This is a genomic window from Haloarchaeobius amylolyticus (assembly GCF_042678045.1).
In the GTDB taxonomy this organism is placed as follows: Archaea; Halobacteriota; Halobacteria; order Halobacteriales; family Natrialbaceae; genus Natrinema; species Natrinema amylolyticus_A.
In genome coordinates this window covers 418,572-440,189 of the sequence record NZ_JBHUDI010000004.1, presented here as the reverse complement: position 1 = coordinate 440,189, position 21,618 = coordinate 418,572, and the positions used below count along the sequence as shown (strand labels likewise).

The window sequence follows — 21,618 nt, the reverse complement described above, 5'->3', positions numbered from 1 at the left end:
GCCCTCGGCGGCGAGACGACCGACGACGACGGCGACCGCACGACCATCGCGGATGGCATCCAGATCACCGAACCCGCACGCGGCACCCAGATCCTCGAGGCCATCGAGGCGACCGGCGGCGACGCGATCGCACTCGGCGACGATCCGATCGAGAGCGCGCTGGATCGCCTCCACCGTAACGGGTTCTACGTCGAGCCGACCTGTGCGGTCGCGCCGGCGGCCCTCGAGCGCTACCGCGAGCGCGGCATCCTCGACGAAGACGCCGACGTCGTCGTCCCGCTGACCGGCAGCGGATTGAAAACCCTATGATCCGTCAGTGCTGACGAGTTCATAGATGGTCAGCCGACCGCCGACGTTCTGTCCCGACTGTGGAAGCCGCCTCGAGTCGACGATAGCCGACGACCGCGAGCGCATGCGCTGTCCGCATTGTGAGGCGATCGTCTGGCACAATCCCGTGCCGTGTGCCGGTGTCGCGGTCGTCGACCGCGACCGGCCCGACCCGGCCGTGCTCTGTGTCGAACGCGGCGTTCCCCCGGGCGTCGGCGAGTGGACGATCCCCGGCGGCCACATCGAGACCGGCGAGGAGCCACCCGAAGCGGCCGCCCGCGAACTCGAAGAGGAGACCGGCATCGCCGTCGATCCCGACGATCTCGAGATCCTGGCCGCGTCGGCGATGCCGCCGCGATCGGGCAAACACGTCGTGACGGTCCACTACGTGGCCAACTGGGCCGACGCCGACGGCGAGCCGATCGCGGGCAGCGACGCCACGGACGCCCGATTCTGGACGCCGGCGGCGTTCGACGCCTCCGGCGAGACCTTCCGGCCGGTCCATTACGAGCGGTTTCGGGAGGCCGCGGCGTTGCTCGAGTGACGTCGGCGACGGTTCTTCGTTCGGCTGGATTCAGAAACAGGCGGGGACAGAAATCGACGGGGAGGCTGTCCTACTCTGAACCCCGCGTATTGATCTCCTCGGAAACCCGTTCGCCAGGGCGACGGAGGGCGTCGCTTTCGACTTCGTAGATGTAGCCGTGGACGGTGACCTCGTCGGGGACGAGCGGGTGGGCCTCGAGATAGTCGATTTGGGCCTGACACGCCTCGTCGATGTCGTCGGTCATAGAGACCCACTCGGCGATCGAGGCGTCGCCGATCTCTAAACTGGGGAGTGCAGGATTGAGATCGACATCGTCGAGGCTACCGCCAGCGACGGCCTCGAGTCCGTCGACGATGGCCTCGTCTGGTGCGCTCATCATCCCGCAATCCGTGTGATTGACGACGATGATTTCCGTCGTGTCGAAGAAGTTCGTACTCAATGCGGCGCTGCGGATAACATCGTCGGTTACCTTGCCGCCGGCGTTTCGAAAGATGTGGGCGTCACCCAAGGAAATGTCGAGTGCGTCTTCGACGGGAATCCGTTCGTCCATACATGCGATGACGAGGAGGTGCTTGTCGGTTGGGATGTCTTTCCGGCGGCGGCGCGCCCAGTCATCTCGCTGCTCGACGTGTTCGTCGACCCGCTCGAACACGTGTCCGGCTTCCGGCTCGGATTGGTCAGTTGGTCTCGCCATATGTGGTATGCTATACTATGGCACAAATTATGATTGGCGTTACGGCAACCACCGCCAGCATCTATGACGGTCGAACCCGCTAGAGGTCACGAAAATAAACAACAGAACCATCCGACCTGTCTCCGGAGCTATCCCGACTCCCGTCCTCGAGACGAAACCCGACATTCCTTTACTCGAGCCCTGAATACGGGCGGGTATGTTCCTCTCCCTACGCGCGGAGGTCGAGGACGCCCTCGAGGGGGCGCTTTCCGCACTCGACTTCCCGACGGACGATCTGGGCCTCGAAGAACCGCCGGACGACGTCGACAGCGTCCTCGCCTCGAGCGTGGCGTTCCGGCTCGCTGGCGAGGCTGGCGCAGCGCCGCCGCAGGTCGCCGGCCAGATCGCGGCCGAGATCGACGCCGACGAGTTGACCTACGTCGCCGAGATCCAGACGCAGGGGCCGTATCTCAACTTCCTGCCGAGCGACGCGTACCTCGCTGACACCCTCGCCGACGCGACCGACGACGACTACGGTACCTTGTCGGACCGCGAGGAATCGGTCGTCGTCGAGCACACGAGCGCGAACCCGACGGGACCCGTCCACGTCGGTCGCGCACGGAACCCGATCATCGGCGACGCGATCTGTAATCTCCTGGATTTCGCCGGTTACGACGTCGACCGCCACTACTACGTCAACGACGCCGGTCGACAGATGGCCGTCTTCACCTGGGCCTACGAAACCTTCGACGAGGAGGATCTAGAGAGCGAACCCGAACGCGACCGCATCGAGTACGACCTCGTCCGGTACTACCGCAAGGGCAACGCCTACCTCGAGAACGCCGCCGAGGAGGTCGAGGCGGCCGAAGCCGAGATCGAGTCGATCATGCAGGGGCTCGAGGAAGGCGACGACGAGGCCTACGAGCGCGTCAGCGAGGTCGTCGATCAGGTCCTCGGCGGGATGACGGAGTGTCTCGCGCGCCTGCCCGCCGAGTTCGACGAGTTCGTCAAGGAAACGCGGTTCATGCGCAACGGCGACACCGACGACCTCGTCTCGCGGCTCAAGGAACTCGACGAGGCCGTCTACGAGGAAGACGCCTGGCAGCTCGAACTCGACGACCACGGCATCGACAAGAACCTCGTCTTCCTGCGCTCGGACGGCACCTCGCTGTACGCGACCCGCGACCTGGCTCACCACGAGTGGAAGTTCGACAACTACGATAGCGCTGTGACGGTGCTCGGCGAGGACCACAAACTGCAGGCCAAGCAGCTTCGCACCACGCTCGAGTTGCTGGACAACGACACCGACGTCCTCCAGCAGGTGCTGTACTCCTACGTCAACCTCCCCGAAGGGAAAATGAGTACCCGCCGTGGGACCGGCGTCGATCTCGACGACCTGCTCGACGAGGCGATCGACCGCGCTCGCGACGAGGTCGAGGACCGGCTCGACGACCGGATCCGTGACGACGACTTAGACGAGGACGACATCGAGCGCATCGCTCATCAGGTCGGGATCGGGGCAGTCCGCTACGACATCGTCTCCAAGCAGCCGACAAAAGCTATCACCTTCGAGTGGGACCGCGCGCTCGACTTCGAGGCCCAGTCCGCGCCGTACGTCCAGTACGTCCACGCACGCTGCTGTGGCATCCTCGAGGAAGCGGGAATCGACCCCGAAACGGGTATGGATGACGTCGAGACTGCCGTCGACGCCGACCTGCTCGCAACCGAGGCCGAGCGGGACCTCCTCGAGACGATCGCGCGGTTCCCGGCGGTCGTCGACGAGGCGGCCGACGACTTAGAGCCCCATCAGATCGCGACCTACACCCGCGAGTTCGCCGACCGGTTCAACGCCTTCTACCGGGAGTGTCCGGTGCTTGCCGACGACGTCGACGCCGACGTTCGCGAGGCGCGCCTGGCGCTGGTTGCAGCCTCGAAACACGCGGTCGCGAACGCCCTGTCGATTCTGGGCGTGGCCGCGCCGCGGTCGATGTGAGCGGTCGGCGATCGCTGTCGTGATCGAGTCCGTACCGACGGTCGATCACACGGCTGATCGTCGTTACGCTCAAAAGAACAACGCCGCCATCGTCGCCACGATCGTCCTTACTGCGTCTCGTCGGCGGTATCGAGGACCGTCTGAACGAACTCGTCCTCGCTCATCTCGTCGTTGATGTACGCGATCGCCCACTGCACGTCGATGTAGAACGACATCACCATCGCGCCGTCGTTCTCGAGCACCCAGGTGACGCTGTTGATCTCGGCTTTGAACGCTTCGGGATCCGTGATCGCCGCGGCAACGGTTTCCCCGAGCGACTGGAGTTCTGCGGCCAGCGTCTCGGGATCGGTCGTGGTGGTCGTCGCGACGATGTCGACCGTGTCACCGTCTTTGTTGACCTCTTCGATCGAGATTTTCTCGCTGTCGAGCTCGAGCTTGTCGCGGTCGAGCCCCGGAACGTCGGCGTCGTCGGAATCGTCACCGTCACCGTTGTCTCCGTTGGTATCGTTGAGCGGTTCGTCGTCGTCGTTGTTGGAATCGGAGCCAGTCTCGTCACTGGAACATCCCGCAAGCACGGTTGCGAGCGCTGCGCCACTGCCGAGGAGGATCTTTCGTCGCTCCATGGGCGAGCCATCGATGACAGTCATGATTAGTAATCAGTTCGTTACCGTTTCTGTCGTCGCGACCGATAGTTTCGTCCGGAGCCGAGCACTGAAACGGAACAGGAAACGACTGCCAAACACGTCCGAAACTGCCGTCGTCCGTATTGAATCGGACTGAATACTAGAGATGACGGTCTCCCGGTCCTGACGGTCACAAGTCGGGGGTAATCACGTCATTCGATAGAAACGGTTGTGACGAGCGGCGAATCGTTGATGGAAATATCTGCTTACCGAACACGGTCAGTCCCTTTCCAAGATGGTCATGACACAGCGTCGCCGAGATCGTCTCATACGGTCTGCTACCACTGTTTACTGGCACACCCGCAGAACAGGTCGCGGGTGCGCCGGAACCCACTGAGAGGTGTCCGTATCAGTGGTCGGACTCGGCCTCCGTGATCGCACTCGAGACATCGTCGTGTGCTGCCTCCCGCCCGTCGTCGCTGTCGTCCGACTCGGTTCCGCTGGCACCGCCGACCCGCTCCTCGCTGTCGCTCGCATCTGGGGTCGGAATCGCGACGCCGGTCAGCTCGGCCGCGAGCTGTCGGTAGGCAACCGCGGCGGGGCCGTCGGGGTCGTAGACGACCAGTGGCGTCCCGGCATAGACGCTCTCGCGGGCCGCAGCGTCTTCGGGGATCGTCCCGAGAAGCGGGACCTCGAGGCGGTCGGCGAGATCGTCGTGGGAGATGTCGCTCTCCGCTCGCGTGCGGGTCAAGACCAGGCCGGCGACATCGCCGCCGGACCGTTCGGTCAGTTCGATCGTTTTTGTCGTGTCGTGGACAGCAGCAGGTTCGGGCGTCGAGACGAGGACGACGGCGTCGGCCAGCCCCAGCGGCAGGACTGTCTCGTGGCTGATGCCGGCCCCGACGTCGAGAAAGACGTAGTCGAACTGCGAGCGGAGATCGTCGACGACCTCGCGCAGCCCCTCAGGCGATGTTTCAGCGTAGTCGTCGAGGCTCGTGCCACTCGGGATGGCGACGATGTTGTCCGCCAGTTGGTACGTCGCGTCGTCGGTCGATGCAGCGCCGGCTAACACGTCGTGGAGGGTGGTCGAGTCGGGAGAGAGGCTGACGAAACCGGCGAGGTTCGCCATGCCGAGATCGGTGTCGACGATGGCAACGCGCTCGCCGGCCTCCGCGAGGGCCGTCCCGAGGTTCACCGTCGTCGTCGTCTTCCCGACGCCGCCCTTTCCGCTCGCGATGGCGTAGACCGTCTCATTAGACATAGTCGGATACTGTTCGGATCCTAGAACGGCACCACCTTAAATCGTGACCACACCTCCCACGTCGTTACACGAGTCCGACACGACGATGCCGACTGCAGGACCGCCACTCGGTGTCGGTCGGCAGGTGTGTCAAAGGATTCTTACCCACAGCACTGTTTTATACGGGTAATGAGCCAGGAGGGCGAGCAGGAGCAATCCGACCGGAAGAAATACGAGTTCCGGAAGGTTCTCGAGGATCTCAAGGATTATGACGGCTCCGGAACGCAGCTCGTAACGATCTACGTTCCAGAGGACAGACAGATCAGTGACGTCGTCCAGCACGTCACGCAGGAACACAGCGAAGCGGCCAACATCAAGTCCAAACAGACCCGGACGGCCGTCCAGGACGCACTGACCAGCATCAAAGACCGGCTGCGATACTACGACACCTACCCGCCGGAAAACGGCATGGTGCTGTTTTCGGGTGCCGTCGACTCCGGCGGCGGCCGCACCGATATGGTCACGAAGGTCTTAGAGAGTCCGCCCCAGCCCGTCGAATCGTTCCGGTATCACTGCGACTCGGAGTTTCTCACCGAACCGCTCGAGGAGATGCTCGCCGACAAGGGGCTGTACGGCCTCATCGTTCTCGACCGCCGCGAGGCTAACGTCGGCTGGCTGAAAGGCAAACGCATCGAACCGGTCAAGTCAGCCTCCTCGCTGGTCCCCGGCAAGCAGCGCAAAGGTGGCCAGTCCGCTCAGCGATTCGCCCGCCTGCGCCTCGAGGCCATCGACAACTTCTATCAGGAGGTCGCGGGGATGGCAAACGACCTGTTCGTCCCCAAGCGCCACGAACTCGACGGCATCCTCGTCGGCGGTCCCTCGCCGACCAAAGACGAGTTCCTGGACGGCGATTACCTCCACCACGAGATTCAGGACAACGTCATCGGGAAGTTCGACGTCGCCTACACCGACGAGTCCGGCCTGAAAGACCTCGTCGACAACGCCGAGGACGCCCTGGCCGACGCCGAGGTGATGAAGGATAAACAGCAGATGGAGGAGTTCTTCGAGGAACTCAACGCCGGCGACCTCGCGACATACGGGTTCGAGCAGACACGCAAGAACCTGATGATGGGCGCGGTCGACCGACTGCTGATCAGTGAGGACCTCCGGAAGGACGTTATTAGCTACGAGTGTCCCGAGTGTGGCAACACCGACCGCGAGGTGATCGATCGGCGCAAGTCGACGCCCGATCACACCTGCAGCGAGTGTGGCACCGAGGTCGAGGCGACCGACGAGGACCGCGAGGACGCCATCGACCACCTCATCGAGATCGCCGAACAGCGCGGTACCGAGACGAAGTTCATCTCGACGGACTTCGAGAAGGGCGAACAGCTCTACAACGCCTTCGGCGGCTTCGCCGGCATTCTTCGCTACTCGACCGGCGTGTAAGCTCCAGTACCCTCCGTTCTCTATCGGTCACGAGCGTCACCTGCTCGCTGACGAAACCCAACAGGATTAACACCCCGTCGGCAAACCATCGACCATGTCTCTCTCGAGCCGACGCGTGCTCGTCACGGGCGGTGCCGGATTCATCGGGTCACACCTGACCGAGCGCCTGCTCGCCGACGGCGCAGCCGTGACCGTCGTCGACGACCTCTCGAACGGCGACCGCGATCGCATCCCTGACGGAGCCGACTTCCTCGAGGCCGACCTCACCGAGCCCGATGCCCTCGAAGGGCAACTCGAGGACATCGACCTCGTCTTCCACCTCGCGGCGTCGAAACACGTCGACACCGACCGACCACACGGCCAGTTCGACGACAACACGCGGATGACCCGCAACATCCTCGAGGCGATGGCCGACGCCGGCGTGACCGAGATCGCCTACACCTCTTCCTCGACGGTCTACGGCGAAGCGCCGCGGCCGACGCCCGAAGATTACGCGCCCCTCGAGCCGATCAGCGCCTACGGCGCGAGCAAACTGGCCGACGAGGGACTGCTCTCGGCACGGGCCCACAGCCACGATCTGACGGTCTGGAACTTCCGCTTTGCGAACGTCGTCGGCCCGCGCCTGCGCGGCGCGGTGATCCCCGACTTCATCGAAAAACTGCTGGCCGATCCCGAGACGTTGACGATCCTCGGAAACGGCCGCCAGGAGAAATCCTACCTGCACATCGAGGACTGTCTGGATGCGATGCTCCATGTCGTCGACAACGCCGACGATGCGATGAACACCTACAACCTCGGGACGCGGACGACGACCTCGGTCGACCGAATCGCCGCGATCGTCGCCGACGAGCTGGGACTCGAGCCCGAGTTCGAGTACACCGGCGGCGAACGGGGCTGGACCGGTGACGTCCCGAAGATGCGTCTCTCGATCGAGAAGCTCTCGGCGCTTGGCTGGGAGCCACAGCTCTCGAGCGACGAAGCGGTACGCCGGTCGACCCGCGAGCTCATCGACGAACTACGCTGAGCGCAAGGATTGGGACAGTTTCCTTCTTCAGAAACGACCTCGAGAGCGACTAGCGATCCCGTCCGCACGTGTTTTAGGTGGGCTTAAATATCTGGACTCGAAGGACTCGTGCATGAACGATGGGGGCGAGCGGTCGGGCTCACAGGCTGCCGATGCCGAGACGAGCTCGAGGAACGGCGACGGCGAGCCAACGCTCGGGACCGGTGACAGTGGATCGGACCGCAGCGGGCGTGCCGCGTTGCTGACTCGTCGCCGCCTGACGATCGCTGGGACGGTTCTCGTATTGGCCGGGCTGTTCGTCGCCGTCCGGGAACTCGATATCCGGACTATCACCGCCGAGATCTCGAGTGCCGATCCGGTCGTCCTCGGGGCTGCAGTCGTCGTCTACGTCGTCTCGTGGCCGCTTCGCGGGCGACGGTACGACGATGTGCTCGCGGCGATGGATCATCGCAGTGGGACCGCCGTTGCGACGGTCGCCGTCTTCGTCAGCCAGACGGCTAACCTCGCGATCCCGGCTCGGGCGGGTGACGCGGTGCGTGCGTACGTGATGAAACGCCAGCGAGGGGTGTCCTACGCCGCCGGGGTCGCCTCGCTGACCGTCGAGCGGCTGTTCGATCTGGCGACGATCGCGACGCTCGCGGTGCTGGCGACGGCGTGGCTCGCGATCGGCGGTGATACCGGCCCGCTCGAACTCGTCGCCGAGGCCGGCGGCGCACGGACCGCCCTGCTGGCCGCGGCAGCCGTGAGTACGGCGACCGTCGGCGTCGGTGCCGTCGTCGTCACGTCCGCGCGGGCCGACCACGGGCTCGGCGCGTGGCTCCGGGCACAGGGGCAGGGGCGACCGTGGCTCGAGGGGGCACTCGAGGCCGCAGTCCAGTTCGCAAGCGACGTACAAGTCGTCGTCCGCCAGCCGCGCGCGCTGGCCGCGATCGGGGCTGGGAGTCTGTTGGTGTGGTCGCTCGACGTGCTCACAGCGGTGCTCGTCCTCGCAGCGCTGGACAGCGGGCTCCCGATCGGGACAGTACTCTCGGTCGGGACGCTGGCGGTCAGCGTGGGCAACCTCGCGAAGGTGTTGCCGCTCTCACAGGGCGGCGTCGGGCTCTACGAGGCGGCGTTTACCGCGCTCGTGGTCGGGTTGACGCCCGTCGGCGCGAGCGTGGCCCTGGCCGCTGCGATCGTCGATCACGCGCTGAAAAACGGCGTGACGCTGCTCGGCGGGACGGGCGCGGTCGCCTGGCTCGGACTGTCGCTGTCGGACGCGACGACGGGGTCGGAGGCGACGCGAGAAACCGGTAGTGTTTTAGGCGAGCCTAAAAGATAGTGTGGCAATGAGTCAGGACATCTGTGTCATCGTACCGACGATCCGGGAATACGAGTGCATGCGCTCGTACTTCGAGAACGCCCGCGAGCACGGCTTCGACCTCTCGCGGCTGCACGTCGTGCTCGTCACCGAGGATTTCTGTGAGACCGACGCAATGGAAGCGATGCTCGAGGAAGAAGACGTTTCCGGCGAGGTCTTCGACGGGAGCCGTCGCGAGGAGTGGTACGAAGATCATGGCGTCGCCGAGTACAGCCACGTCGTGCCGGCGGCCAGCCACGCCGAGACGAGTTTCGGGCTGCTCTACATGTGGGCCCACGACGAGTTCGACTACGGCTTCTTCATCGACGACGATACACTCCCTCACGACGACGAGGACTTCTTCGGCACGCACATGGAGAACCTCGCCTTTGCGGGCGAAATCGAGGAAGTCGCCTCCGACGAGCAGTGGGTCAACGTCCTCTACCAGAACGCCGACGAACACGGCCTCTACCCACGGGGCTATCCCTACTCGGCGATGGGTGAGACCGTCGAGACCGACACGACCGAGATCGGCGGCGGCGAAGTCGTCGCCTCGCAGGGCCTGTGGACCAACGTCCCCGACCTCGACGCCGTCCGCATCCTGATGGACGGCGACCTCGAGGGGCAGGCCCAGACCCGCACCACGCGCGAGGACTTCGGCGACGACTTCGTCGCAGCGCGGGGCAACTACCTCACCGTCTGCTCGATGAACCTCGCCTTCCGGCGCGAGGTGATCCCCGCGTTCTACCAGCTGCCGATGGACGACAACGAGTGGGACGTGGGCCGGTTCGACGACATCTGGTCGGGCGTCTTCCTCAAGCGCGCCTGCGACGTGCTCGGCAAGCGCATCTACAACGGTGCGCCACTCTGTGAACACAACAAGGCCCCGCGCAGCACCTTCGACGACTTAAACAACGAAGTGCCGGGCCTCGAGCTCAACGAACACCTCTGGCAGGTAATTGACGAGGCGGGCGCAGACGCCGACTCCTACGCCGATGTCTTCGAGGCAATGGCCCAGGAACTCGCCGACGGCGACTGGTCCGACTACAACAACGGTGCGTTCTTCAACTACGTCGGCGAGTACATGCTCGAGTGGCTCGAGTGTCTGTCCGCACTCGAGCGACCCACGGCCGTGGTGGGGAATCGACGCCTATAAGTGCATTTAGGTCAGCCTAAAACACATGACAAAGCAACACGATTCGACGGGTCGACGGGCGTTTCTCGCCAGTTCGGCCGCACTCGGGATGGCCAGCATGGCCGGCTGTCTGGGACTGATTGGCAGTGAAGACGAAGAATCGAGCCCGTTCGGACAGTTCGGCTCGGGACGCGAGGGCCGATCCGAGCCAGGTGGCACGTCGATCGAGGACCTCCCCGCCCTCGAGGGCGAACTCGAACTCTACTCCGGCCGCAACGAGTTCCTCGTCGGTCCAATCGTCGACGGACTCGAGGACTACTACGACGGTTTAACTCTCAACGTTCGATACGACGGCTCTTCGGACCTCGTCAACGCGATCAACGAGGAAGGGCCGTCAACGCGTCCCGACATCTTCTATACGGTTGACGCCGCCGCGCTCAGTGCGCTCGCGGACGACGGCCTGACCCACGGACTCTCGGACGATCTCAAGGGAGTCGTCAGCTCGGACTTCCGGACCAACGACTGGATCGGGATCTCGGGCCGCGCACGGACGGTCCCGTACAACACCGACGCCTACTCGGAGGGCGACCTGCCGAGCAGCATCGACGCCTACGCGACCGATTTCGGCGGCGATCTCGGCTGGGCTCCCTCCTACGGCTCTTGCCAGTCGTTCGTCGCCGCGATGCGCCAGCTCGAGGGCGATGACGCTACCCGCGCCTGGCTCGAGGGCGTCGTCGACTCGGGGATCAGGAGCTACCAGGACGAGCAGGCGGTCTGTCACGCCGTCAACGACGGCGAGATCGACGCCGGCTTCACGAACCACTACTACATCCAGCGGATCATCGACGGCGACAGCGATCCATCGATCGCCACGAAGTTCACCGAGGGCGACGCCGGCTCGGTCTTCGACGTCGCCGGTGCGACTGTCCTCGACTCCGCGGAGGACCCCGAACTCGCCGAGAACTTCATCCGCCACCTGCTCTCGGCGGAGGCCCAGGAGTTCTTCGCGGTTGATACGTTCGAATACCCGATGATCGAAGGCGTCGAACCGTTCGGCGGGTTGCCGACGATCGATGAGCTGAACGTCCCGGATATCGATCTGTCAGAGCTGTCCAACGTCGAAGGCACCGTCGACTTCATGCGCAGCGTCGACGGGATCGACATCTGATCGGTCGGTCGTTCTCGTGTTCCGTCAGCTCCGCTCGTCGATCGCGTCCCTCCGACGCGAACATCAGTACGCGCTGGTCGTCGTTCTCCTCGCCGGGCTCGCGGTCTGGCTCCTCGCGACGCAGCTGTTTCCGTATCACTCGAGCAACGACGACGAGGCCGTCTACCTCCTGCAGGCCGCCATGTTGCTCGAGGGACAGCTCGAACTCCACGCCGGAGACCTCGTCGACGCGTTCCGCCCGTGGTTTTTCATCGAAGACGGCAGTCGGCTCTACCCGAAGTACACGCCGGTTCCGGCGGCGATGTACGCGGTCTCCATGGCACTGTTCGGGGAGCCGCGGGTCACCCTCGCAGCCGTCGCGGCCGGCAATGCGGCGCTGATCTACGTCCTCGGATCGATGGCCGTCGATCGACGGGTCGGCGTCGTCGCCGCGGTCGTCTTCGCCGCGTCGCCGCTCGCGCTCGTGACCACGTCGGTGTTTCTGCCCTACGCCCCGACGACCCTGCTGAACCTCGCTTTCGCGGTCTGTTACCTCCGCGGGGTGAGATCCGGCCGATTGCGGGACGCCGGGCTTGCGGGAGTCGCGGTCGGCCTCGCGTTCTTCGCCCGGCCGTACACCGCCGTCCTCTTTGCCGCGCCGTTTATCGGTCACGCGTTGTGGACGGTCCTGCGAGCGATTCGAACGCGAGCGGCGACTCCGGACCGAGCGCTCAGACCGCTTCCCGGTGCGATCCGGCGAAACGTGCTCACCGCTGCGATCGGGCTCGCGTTCGTCGGCGTCACGCTCGCGTACAACGCGCGGCTGACCGGCTCCCCGCTCGTCTTCCCCTATCAAGCGTTCGCACCGCTGGACGGCCCCGGCTTCGGCTATCGGCAAATCGAAAACCACGCCATCGAGTACACGCCGGCGCTCGCTCTCGAGACCAACGCCTACGTGCTCGAGTACTTCTGGACCCGCTGGTTCACGGCCGGGCCGATCGGAACGGCCGCCGCGCTCGCAGGACTCGGCGTGGCGATCCGGGAATGGGTCCGCCGGGGACACAGCCCCCGTTCGGCTCGAGCCGACGGGACGAGCGCCGAAACCGACGGTGCTGGTGGCCAATACACCGTCGATCGGACGGTGGGTCTGCTTCTCGCTGGCGTGCTCGTCACCGTCCCCGCGGGGAACGTCCCGTTCTGGGGCACCTTCAACCTCCTCGCCGGGGCCGATCCCACGACCGGACTGATCGCGCAGTTCGGGCCGTTCTATCACTTCGATCTCCTCGTCCCGCTGTCGATCTTCGCCGCGGTCGGGTTCGTCACCGGCTGGCGGCGGCTCCGCGCCAGTGTCGCTCGCGGCCGGCTCGCAGCGCTGGCGTCGCCGCGGACGGCGCGCGCGCTCGCGCTTTCGATTCTCGTCGTGACCGGTCTCGTCGTCGGCGTCGGCAACGCCGCGCTCGTCTCGACGCCGATCGAACGCAATGCCGCCCACACGGAGCGCTTCGAGTCCGCGTACGAACCGTTCGAGGACCGCGACCTCGAGAACGCGGTCGTCTTCCTGCCGACGCCATACGGCCAGTGGCAGGGACATCCCTTCCAGGCGTTGCGGAACGATCCCGACTTCGACGGCGATGTCGTCTACGCCCTCGACGGGCCGCCCGAGCGGGATTTCGAAGTTCTCGAGGCCTATCCCGAGCGGGACTACTACCGTTACACCTACCGCGGCGAGTGGACGCCCGAACCCGGCGATCCCATCGTCCCGGCGCTGCAACCGCTGACGGTCCGCGATGGCGCGTCGTTTACGGGTGAGACCGTCGTCGGCGTCGCCGATCAGGTCGAACGGGCCGTCGTCCGCCTCGAGACCGACGACGCCGAGACGAGCTACGAGATCAGCGATCCCGACGACGAGATCACGGTCGACTGGGGACTCATGGCCAACGAGACCGGCGGCGTCGCACGCCTCCCCGGCGCGACCAACGACACGGTCGCCATAGACGACGCCGACGAGATCGAACTGTCGATCACGCTGGTCCAGTCTGAAGGTGCGACGTACACCTATCGCGAGGCGTTCCCCGTTCGCACCGTCGACGGCCGTCTCGAGGTGATCTGGCCGCCCGAGCGAACCGGCTGTCTCCTCGTCTCCGATTGCGGGACCGAAGGGACTTACCTCCCCGATCGGCCGGCCCTCTACGACGAGTGGGAATACCTCGAGACACGCCTCGCGGCCGAGGACCGCGACCCGTCCGCACCGGCCGCGAGTCAGTAAGCGACAGGGACGTATTTCAGGCACCAGCGTTAGGAGCCGTCTCCACCCACCACACCCATGACCGAGAAGCGGTGTGGCCACATCACAAACAGCAGCGGAGTCGAGGACGCCGGAGCGGTCTGTTGCTGGCGGCCCACATGGGAGGAGACCGATCGCTGTCTCTGGCACGCCGAGATTGTCGTTCCGACGTCGGTCTACGAGCAACATGCACCGGAGCCGAGCGAACGGCTCGACGGTGCCGATTTCACCGGAGCGAGGCTAAGCGACACGTCGTTTCTGGCGGGACAATCGCTCGTCGAAGCCGATTTCACGGACGCAGTCCTCGACAACGCCGATCTCTCCGAGGCGGACCTCCGTCGAGCCACGTTCCGAGACGTCGACGCCCACGGGACGTCGTTCCGCGATACTAACCTCCACGACGCGGTGTTCGTCTTCGCCGATCTCCGGAGCGCCGACTTTCGGGGTGCACGGCTCTACCGCGCTGGGCTGACCGACATCCGAATCAACCTTGAGACGGCGTTCGGGGAGCGAACGGTCTACGAGGCCGAGATAGACCAGCGGTCGTCGCCCGACGAGCTGACGGAACGAGCCGAATCCGCACAGTGGGTCTACCGAGAGTTACAGCGACTCTACGACGAGAACGCGTTCCCGGAGCGGGTACACGCCTATTACTTTCGCGAGATGGACTTTCGGCGACGGCGGGCCTGGCAGAACGGGGACTACCGACAGGCGATCACGCTCGCCGGCTCGCGCTGGGTCATGTGCTACGGGACGAGTCCGTGGCGCGTCGTCACGACATCGCTGGTCCTGATCCTCGTCTGTGCGGGACTGTACCCCCTGACTGGCGGCATTCAGGAGGTCGGGAGCGAGGCTACGGTCACGTACCAGATCGAAAACCCCGCCGAGACGCCAGGTCCCGTTCTCGCTCGAGCGTTCCTCAAGAGCCTCTACTTTAGCATCATCACCTTCGCCACGCTCGGCTACGGCGACATCCAGCCGGTCGCGGGGATCGCTCGCGCCATCGCCAGCATCGAAACCCTGCTCGGCTCGCTGCTGATGGCGCTACTGGTCTTCGTCCTCACGCGCAGCGTTCGGTATTGATCGCCGTCGAACACAGCTATCCGAACGCTCCTCGAGGCCGTCACTCGAGAATCGTGGACAGCATATTCGATCGAACGAAACCGTCAGCACTCGACCTGTCGCTTACTGTGTCGGCTCGTGTGGTAGCTCTCGGAGCCGTTCCTCGAGCGAGACTTTGACGATCGACCTGGCGATCTCGACACCGCCTTGCAACGGATCAAGCTTCGTCTCGCCGGCGCGTTCGCGGTACTCGATGGGATGTTCGCGAATGTCGTAACCTCGCATCAGCGGCCGGATCAGGAGTTCGGCCGAGAGACCGGTGTTTTCCGTCCACTCGATCGACTCGATGACCTCGCGTCGGTAGGCGCGCATCCCGGTCGTGGTGTCGTGGACGCGGGTCCCCATCAGGAGGCTCGCGACCGCGGCGAAGGCGTGATTCCCGAAGCGGTTGAACGCCGGCATCGCGTCGGCACCGTGGTAGAGCCGGTCGCCGCTGACGACGTCGTACCCCTGGTTGATCAACGCGAGGAACTCCGGCAGTTGCTCCATCGGATAGGTGTCGTCGCAGTCAGTGGTGACGACGATCGGCCGATCGGGTTCCGTGATCGCCGCGTGGACGGCGACGCCGTACCCTTGCGGCTGCTGTTCGATCACCGTCGCGCCGTGCTCGCGAGCGATTTCGGGCGTCCGGTCGGACGAGCCGTCGACGCAGACGACCTCGGCCTTGCCGTCGGTGACCTCGTCGATGTCCGCGAGCACTTTGCCGATCGCTTCCTCTTCGTTGTACGTTCCCATGACGACGCTGACGTCGTCGAAGGTGTACCGATCGTCGGCGTCGTCGGTTCCATCCGTCATCTCGGGCTGCTCCCCGGTACTCATTGGCGGTACTCGCCGCCGGTCGCATTTATACTTTTAGGTTTGCCTAAAATACTGTGGCGGTGGCTACAGTTGCTTGCGTACGTGATCCGCGGCCTTCAGCGCCAGCGCCGCGATCGTCAGCGTCGGGTTCATCGCCCCACCGGTGGGAAAGACGCTGCTCGAGGCGATCCAGCAGTTCTCGAGGTCGTGAGTCCGAAGGTCGGGCCCGACGACGCTTTCAGCGGGATCGTCGCCCATCCGGGTCGTTCCCATGTGGTGATACGCCGGACCCGTGTTCTCGGGGCCGACCTGCCAGGTGATTTCCGCGCCGAGTTCGTCGAGAACCCGTTCCTGTATCTCGTTGACGCGCTCGATGGTTCGCAGCGCCCGTTCATCGACGTTCCAGTGGACGTCCGGAACCGGATTGCCGTGGTCGTCGGTCGTCGACGGGTCGAGCCCGACGTAACTGTCCTCGCGGGGGAGCTGCTCGACGAGTCCGCCCATGCCGATGTGGTTACCATAGCTATCGCGCAGGCGCTCGAGCAAGTCGTCGCCCCAGTCGTCGCCGGTCAGTGCCAGCTCCACAGGCGAGGGGCCGTCGTAGTTGAAGAACTCGAGTTTGAACGGGGCGTACTCGTCGTCGGCCTCGTCGTAGAACTGGTGGGACTCGCTCGTAAGAAAGCCGACGTGGTTCTGCCGAGTGGGTTCGTCGAGGACGCCGCCCGTGCCCGCGAAGAGGTGATCCATGAAAAAGTTGCCGACGCGGCCACTGGAGTTGGCCAGCCCGTCGGGATAGTGGCTCGATTCCGAGAGCAAGAGGAGACGCGGCGTCTCAACGCCGCCGCAGGCGATTACGAAGGCGTCGGCCTCCTGCCGGTGCTCCGCGCCGTCGGGCGTCGCGTAGACGGCTGCCTCGATCGCGTCAGCCGTATGCTCGAGGCGCTGGACCGGCGCACGGTCGATCACCGTCGCGCCCTTTCGCTCGGCGCGCTCGACGTGGACGGTGGCGTCGTACTTCGCGCCCGAGGGGCAGACCGGCTGGCAGGTGCCGTAGCCGACACAGGCACCGCGGCCGTCGTAGGCCTCCGAGTTGCGGGCGTTGGGCACGGAGTGCATCGCGATCTCGAGGTCGTCACAGGCCTCGGCGAACAGCGAATCGCTGTAGGACGGCCGAAAGGCAGGCATCGGATGGGGCTCCTCGCGGGGCGGCGCGAACGGGTTGTCGTCGGCCCCTGCCACGCCGAGTTCTCGCTCCGCGGCGGCGTAGTACGACCGCAGGTCCTGATAGTCGATCGGCCAGTCGGTCCCGACGCCGCGGACGCTGGCCGACTTGAAATCGGCCTCGTGAAGGCGCATCACCATCCCCTGCCAGTGGAGCGTCGAGCCGCCGACGCCCCTCGATCGAGCGTGGTTCAGCGGGTAGAACCACTCCCCCGACGCCTCGTAGGCGTCGCGCTCCGGATCGCTGTCCCAGACGTCCGGCCGGTCGTAGGCCGGTCGGATCGCCCGCTCCTGTCTGGCGAGCCTGTCGGCCGACTCGAACCGTGGCCCGGCCTCGAGCACGACGACCTCGTGGCCAGCGTCAGCGAGGCGATCCGCGACGAGTCCGCCTGCCGGCCCCGCGCCGATCACACAGACGTCGGCGTCCCCGACGGGAGTGCGATCGGTGTCCTCGTCAGTTACCGACCCCGCCGAGTCGGCGGGCGGCCGATCCCAGCTCACGCCGTCGGCCCCCGTTGATAGCTTGCGAGCCCGCCGGCGTGCCCCTGCGGGTTCTCGATGCCGACCAGTTCGCCGCCTGTCGGCGAGGCGTACAGCGCCAGCAGCAGTTCGTTGACGACGTAATACCGCACTCGTTCGGCGGTGGTTCCGTCGGGATCCTCGTCGGCCGCGGCTGCGCCGATTTCCTCGAGCACCCGATCGCGGTCGGCGACCGACAGTGTCGCGAACCGGTTCTCGTACCACGCCGAGGCGTGGTCGTCGAGTTCGGCGGCCGTCTCGTCGAGTCCCGTGGCATGAGTCGAGTCCTCGAGTCGGGCCTCGAGGAGGGTCGTGACGAACTCGTCGATCCCGGACACCTCGCTGGGGTAGACGACCTCGGCGGCGGCGATCAACACCGCCCGGATCCGGTCGACGTCGACGTCCGCCGCCGGCGTGTTGCTCCGGGGAGCTACACAGCCCGACAGTGTCCCGCCGCCGACGCCGAGCGCGGCCAGCGCGGCGAGTGCATCGCGTCGCGTGAGTTCCATACCGGAAATTAGGCAAACCTAATCCTTATACGCGTTGGAACGAGAGCCACGAATAACGAGCGACAGCAGTCGACGGCGGGCAGACGAGAGGACCACACCGGCCGAACCCGTCTCGCGCCGATGCCCGTTCGTCACGTCGCTGCCGATCGATATCGCTCACTTTCCAACCTATGAGATCGCTCTTCCCGCGCCGACGAACCGAGACGACCGACGGGCCACCGTTGGGGTTGGCACTGCTCTCAGGGATCATCGCCGCCAGCATGGTGTTGCCGCTGACGTGGCTCGTCTTCGAAGCGACGACCGTCGACCCCGGCCGAACGTGGGAGCTCCTCAGTCGCTCCGAGACGGTCGAGGTCGTCGTCAACAGCATCCTCCTGATGACCGCCGTAACGGCCGCGTCCGTCCTGATCGGAGTCCCTCTCGCATGGCTGACCGTCCAGACCGACCTCCCGTTTCGTCGGTTCTGGTCGATCGTCGTCGCCCTGCCGCTCGTGGTACCGAGCTATATCGGTGCCTTCTCGTTCGTCTCCGCGTTCGGCCCCCAAGGCGAGTTCCAGTCGCTGCTCGAGCCGATCGGGATCAGCCGATTACCCGAGATCTACGGGCTCAGCGGTGCGACGCTCGTCATCACGCTGTATACCTATCCATACGTCTATCTCACGACTCGCGCCGCCTTGCTCTCGTTCGACACGACGCTGCTCGACGCTGCACGCACGCTCAATCACAGCACGTGGGCGGCGTTTCGCCGCGTGACGCTCCCACAGGTCCGTCCGGGGATCGTCGCCGGTGCGCTGCTGGCTGCCCTGTATGCCGTCTCCGACTTCGGGACGCCTGCGATCATGCAACTGCCGGTGTTCACCCGCCAGATCTACGTCGAATACAACGCCTTCAATCGGAACTACGCGGCCATTCTCTGTCTCCAGTTGCTCTCGATCGTCCTCGTCGTGCTGGCCCTCGAGTGGTGGATCCGACCGAACGACACGGTTCAGGGCGACGGCGGCGAGGGCTCGAGCGGGCCGGTCGTGGAACTCGGCCGCTGGCGGTGGCCGGCGATGGCACTGCCCGCAGCGGTGACGGCGGTTGCACTCCTGGTCCCGCTGTGGATCCTCGGGCTCTGGCTCGTGACGGCCGATCCGAACGCGCGACCGTCGCTGGGCTTCGAGCTGTCGTATGCCCTCAACTCGATTACCGTCGCGGGTGCGGCCGCGCTCATCGCCGTGCTCGTGGCGCTGCCCGTCGCCTACTTCGCGGCCAGATACGACTCCCCGCTCTCGGTCGTCTTCGAACGCGCGACCTACGTCGGCTTCGCTGTCCCGGGCGTGGCGCTCGCGCTCGCACTGGTCTTCTTCGCCACGGGGTACGAGAACGTCCGCTACTACAACGACCTCGTCGGGGCGGTGCTGCCGGAACTCTACCAGACGATCCCGCTGCTGGTCTTCGCGTACGTCGTTCGATTCATGCCACAGGCAGTGGGCTCGATCCGATCGACGACCCTGCAGGTCGATCCGAAACTCGTCGAAGCCGCACAGACGCTCGGCGAGCCGCCGCTGCGCACGTTCCGGAAGATCACCCTCCCGCTGATCGCACCCGGCATCACCGCCGGCGCGGCGCTGGTCTTCCTGACGACGATGAAGGAACTCCCGGCGACGCTGATGCTCCGCCCCTACGAGTTCGAGACGCTCGTGACGATCATCTGGCGGGCCCAGGAGGCCGCCTACTATCAGTACGCCGTGATCCCCGCGCTGATCCTGCTGGTCGTCTCCGGCCTCTCGATCCTCGTCATGCTCTCACAGGGTGGCCGCGAAGGGCTCTGATCACGCACCCTCGAGCGGCTCGATCAACGAGGGCTCGTCGGTCGATGGATCGTTCACCGCCGTCGACACCGGATCGGCTCGCATCTCGGCTGCCGGATACGACTCGAGGACGTCGTGCCCGGCCTCGCCAGTCAACCACTGCGCTTCGACGTCAGGCTCGAGAATCACCGCCATCCGGTGGTGCAGATCCGCGATGAGGTCGTTGGGTTCCGTCGTGACGATGGTAAACGTCTCGACGGGCCCGGACTCGGTCCCCTCGTCGACACCGCCGCCGAACGCGTCGAGGCCGGTCTGAGTCGTCTCGGGTTCCCAGCGCTCCCAGAGGCCGGCCATCGCGAACACGCGATCGTCTTCGAAGCTAACCCGATAGGGCTGTTTCCCGTCCTCGGTGTCGATCCACTCGTAGAATCCATCCGCCGGAACGAGACACCGCCGTTGCTCGTAGGCATCCCGAAAACTCGGCTTCTCGGCAACCGACTCGGCCCGTGCGTTGATCAGCCCGCCGCTGTCGTCGTCGGCCCAGGACGGCACCAGCCCCCACTCGAGCCGTCGAATCGTCTCCGGCTGCTCGTTCGTGATCACCGGTAGCTGCTGGCCGGGTGCCATGTTGTAGCGCGGGCTGAAACTCGACTCGGCCCCGTCCTCGCGAAACCGGGCATCGAACCGCGCCTCGAGTTCGGCTTGTTCGACGACGAGCGTGTAGCGACCACACATATCCGTCTCAACGGGACGCGGGGCCAAAGGCTATCGGCCCGGCCAGCAGCACACTCACACGGCAGTACACGGCCGGTATGCAGTCCCTACCGTCGTGAAACCGGACGGTACGGGCCCCGTTACGATAATCGATCCCAGTGTCGTCATCGATGGGTCATCATGGACGACCAATACGAAATGGTGGTGTGTCAAAGCGGTAAGTTACAACTCAGAGATCCGGATGACCCTCACTGCTGGATCGCGACCGATTCCCCCGTGGAACTCGAGCAGTAATCCAGCGCCTCCTTCGCGTACCCCTACCCTTCGTCAGCGCGTTCGTCAACGACCGACAGTATCAGGCTGTCTCAGTGTCTGTAATGGTGACTGTGCCGGTTGCGGTCTGGGCCTCGTTGAGCGTCACCTCGACCGTGTACTCTCCCTGTTCGGCCGGGTTGTCCACCGCAGGATACTCTGTGACGATCACGTCGCCAGCCTCGAGCGTGTAGTCGGTGTCGAGTTCGATACTGAACGAGTAGTCGTTGTTGTTGACGCCGCTAATATGGGTCTCGTTGAACGATCGGTCGACCGCGCCGTCACCGTTCGTGTCGACGCCGAGCACGATCTCGTCGTGCTGGGCGCTGTCGACGGTGAAGTTCTCGCGTGGGTAGCTCACCGAGAGCGACTCGAACTCGCTTCCGGCGACCGACTCGTTGGCCTCGATTTGGACCGACTGATTGGTGTCCATCGCGTTGGTGGTCGGATCCTCGGACTCGAGCGTACTCCCGTTCTCGAGTTGGGTCTCGTCGTCCGACGAGGGATCGGCCGTTTCACCGCCGAGCCCCGAACATCCGGCAATCGATACAAGCAGCGCCAGCGTCACGGCGAGCAGTACTCGTCGCATCCGTGACGCGCTGGTGGAACCAGCCATGAAAGTCTTCTGGACTCTACTGGCGATCGTTCCACAGGGGACTCGAGATGCGACGAACGACATCTGCTTTTGTGAACGGCCAACAATCACGAAAACGTCAGGACAGGGATTTGAACCACGCGAAGACGGTCACCCTCACTTCGTTCGGCCGCTGCGTCTTCTCTCGTTCAAATCCTGCGTGTGTCGTTTTTCGAATCCGAATCGCTCGCGTCGCTCGCTGTGCGCGACCTCCCTGA

Annotated in this window: 18 protein-coding genes and 1 pseudogene; 11 read left to right on the top strand and 8 right to left on the bottom strand. The window is 65.0% G+C overall.

What is annotated here, in order from left to right; translation table 11 throughout:
- Together ACFR99_RS08440 and ACFR99_RS08435 are read left to right on the top strand one after the other, a co-directional pair.
- Positions 1 to 309 (top strand): annotated as a pseudogene (locus tag ACFR99_RS08440) (pyridoxal-phosphate dependent enzyme); the annotation flags it as partial.
- A 25-nt stretch (positions 310 to 334) separates the two neighbouring features.
- The gene (locus ACFR99_RS08435) at positions 335 to 871 is read left to right on the top strand and encodes an NUDIX domain-containing protein (RefSeq protein ID WP_390286276.1); all 537 of its coding nucleotides are present in this window, start codon (positions 335 to 337) and stop codon (positions 869 to 871) included.
- 70 nt (positions 872 to 941) lie between these two features.
- On the opposite strand, the gene ACFR99_RS08430 is transcribed toward ACFR99_RS08435, so the two are convergent.
- Positions 942 to 1,565, bottom strand: a complete 624-nt coding sequence (locus ACFR99_RS08430; RefSeq protein WP_390286274.1) for a beta-class carbonic anhydrase — start codon at positions 1,563 to 1,565, stop codon at positions 942 to 944.
- A 196-nt stretch (positions 1,566 to 1,761) separates the two neighbouring features.
- Here ACFR99_RS08430 and argS point away from each other — a divergent pair, with 196 nt between their 5' ends.
- Entirely contained in the window at positions 1,762 to 3,537 is a 1,776-nt protein-coding gene (gene argS / locus ACFR99_RS08425; protein WP_390286272.1) for an arginine--tRNA ligase, read from the top strand.
- A 107-nt stretch (positions 3,538 to 3,644) separates the two neighbouring features.
- On the opposite strand, the gene ACFR99_RS08420 is transcribed toward argS, so the two are convergent.
- A complete protein-coding gene (locus tag ACFR99_RS08420; RefSeq protein WP_390286270.1) occupies positions 3,645 to 4,160 on the bottom strand; it encodes a DUF8159 domain-containing protein in 516 nt (171 codons plus the stop codon).
- A 409-nt stretch (positions 4,161 to 4,569) separates the two neighbouring features.
- A complete protein-coding gene (gene minD / locus ACFR99_RS08415) occupies positions 4,570 to 5,421 on the bottom strand; it encodes a cell division ATPase MinD (RefSeq protein ID WP_390286268.1) in 852 nt (283 codons plus the stop codon).
- A 168-nt stretch (positions 5,422 to 5,589) separates the two neighbouring features.
- Between minD and prf1 the strand changes: the two genes are divergently transcribed.
- The 7 genes from prf1 (at position 5,590) to ACFR99_RS08380 (ending at position 14,861) form a co-directional block, all read left to right on the top strand.
- A complete protein-coding gene (prf1, locus tag ACFR99_RS08410; RefSeq protein WP_390286266.1) occupies positions 5,590 to 6,849 on the top strand; it encodes a peptide chain release factor aRF-1 in 1,260 nt (419 codons plus the stop codon).
- Positions 6,850 to 6,943: 94 nt separating this feature from the next.
- Complete coding sequence (locus ACFR99_RS08405; RefSeq protein WP_390286264.1) at positions 6,944 to 7,873, top strand: NAD-dependent epimerase/dehydratase family protein; 930 nt, start codon at positions 6,944 to 6,946, stop codon at positions 7,871 to 7,873.
- A 112-nt stretch (positions 7,874 to 7,985) separates the two neighbouring features.
- Positions 7,986 to 9,194: a lysylphosphatidylglycerol synthase transmembrane domain-containing protein gene (locus ACFR99_RS08400; protein ID WP_390286262.1), complete on the top strand. Its 1,209-nt coding sequence runs from the start codon at positions 7,986 to 7,988 to the stop codon at positions 9,192 to 9,194.
- Between the two features lie 7 nt (positions 9,195 to 9,201).
- On the top strand, positions 9,202 to 10,368 hold the full coding sequence (locus tag ACFR99_RS08395; protein ID WP_390286260.1) for an alpha-1 4-glucan-protein synthase: 1,167 nt from the start codon (positions 9,202 to 9,204) through the stop codon (positions 10,366 to 10,368).
- 25 nt (positions 10,369 to 10,393) lie between these two features.
- Positions 10,394 to 11,515 (top strand): extracellular solute-binding protein, encoded by a 1,122-nt coding sequence (locus ACFR99_RS08390; RefSeq protein WP_390286258.1) that lies wholly within the window; start codon positions 10,394 to 10,396, stop codon positions 11,513 to 11,515.
- A 16-nt stretch (positions 11,516 to 11,531) separates the two neighbouring features.
- Positions 11,532 to 13,760, top strand: coding sequence for an ArnT family glycosyltransferase (locus tag ACFR99_RS08385; protein WP_390286256.1), 2,229 nt, complete (start codon positions 11,532 to 11,534; stop codon positions 13,758 to 13,760).
- A 57-nt stretch (positions 13,761 to 13,817) separates the two neighbouring features.
- Entirely contained in the window at positions 13,818 to 14,861 is a 1,044-nt protein-coding gene (locus ACFR99_RS08380; protein ID WP_390286254.1) for a pentapeptide repeat-containing protein, read from the top strand.
- 102 nt (positions 14,862 to 14,963) lie between these two features.
- Here the strand turns inward: ACFR99_RS08380 and ACFR99_RS08375 are convergent, their stop codons facing one another.
- The 3 genes from ACFR99_RS08375 to ACFR99_RS08365 all read right to left on the bottom strand — a co-directional run bounded on the left by ACFR99_RS08375 (position 14,964) and on the right by ACFR99_RS08365 (position 17,947).
- Positions 14,964 to 15,719: a dolichyl-phosphate hexose transferase gene (locus tag ACFR99_RS08375; RefSeq protein ID WP_390286252.1), complete on the bottom strand. Its 756-nt coding sequence runs from the start codon at positions 15,717 to 15,719 to the stop codon at positions 14,964 to 14,966.
- 63 nt (positions 15,720 to 15,782) lie between these two features.
- Complete coding sequence (locus ACFR99_RS08370) at positions 15,783 to 17,420, bottom strand: GMC family oxidoreductase (RefSeq protein WP_390286250.1); 1,638 nt, start codon at positions 17,418 to 17,420, stop codon at positions 15,783 to 15,785.
- Complete coding sequence (locus tag ACFR99_RS08365; RefSeq protein WP_390286248.1) at positions 17,417 to 17,947, bottom strand: gluconate 2-dehydrogenase subunit 3 family protein; 531 nt, start codon at positions 17,945 to 17,947, stop codon at positions 17,417 to 17,419. The genes ACFR99_RS08370 and ACFR99_RS08365 overlap by 4 nt, the downstream gene beginning before the upstream one ends.
- A 170-nt stretch (positions 17,948 to 18,117) precedes the next feature.
- On the opposite strand from ACFR99_RS08365, the gene ACFR99_RS08360 reads away from it, so the two are divergent.
- On the top strand, positions 18,118 to 19,761 hold the full coding sequence (locus ACFR99_RS08360; RefSeq protein ID WP_390286246.1) for an ABC transporter permease: 1,644 nt from the start codon (positions 18,118 to 18,120) through the stop codon (positions 19,759 to 19,761).
- Here ACFR99_RS08360 and ACFR99_RS08355 read toward each other — a convergent pair whose 3' ends face one another.
- Positions 19,762 to 20,475, bottom strand: coding sequence for an SOS response-associated peptidase (locus ACFR99_RS08355; protein ID WP_390286244.1), 714 nt, complete (start codon positions 20,473 to 20,475; stop codon positions 19,762 to 19,764). It abuts the gene before it with no gap.
- Positions 20,476 to 20,809: 334 nt separating this feature from the next.
- On the bottom strand, positions 20,810 to 21,355 hold the full coding sequence (locus ACFR99_RS08350; RefSeq protein ID WP_390286242.1) for a hypothetical protein: 546 nt from the start codon (positions 21,353 to 21,355) through the stop codon (positions 20,810 to 20,812).
- Positions 21,356 to 21,618: the final 263 nt, after the last annotated feature.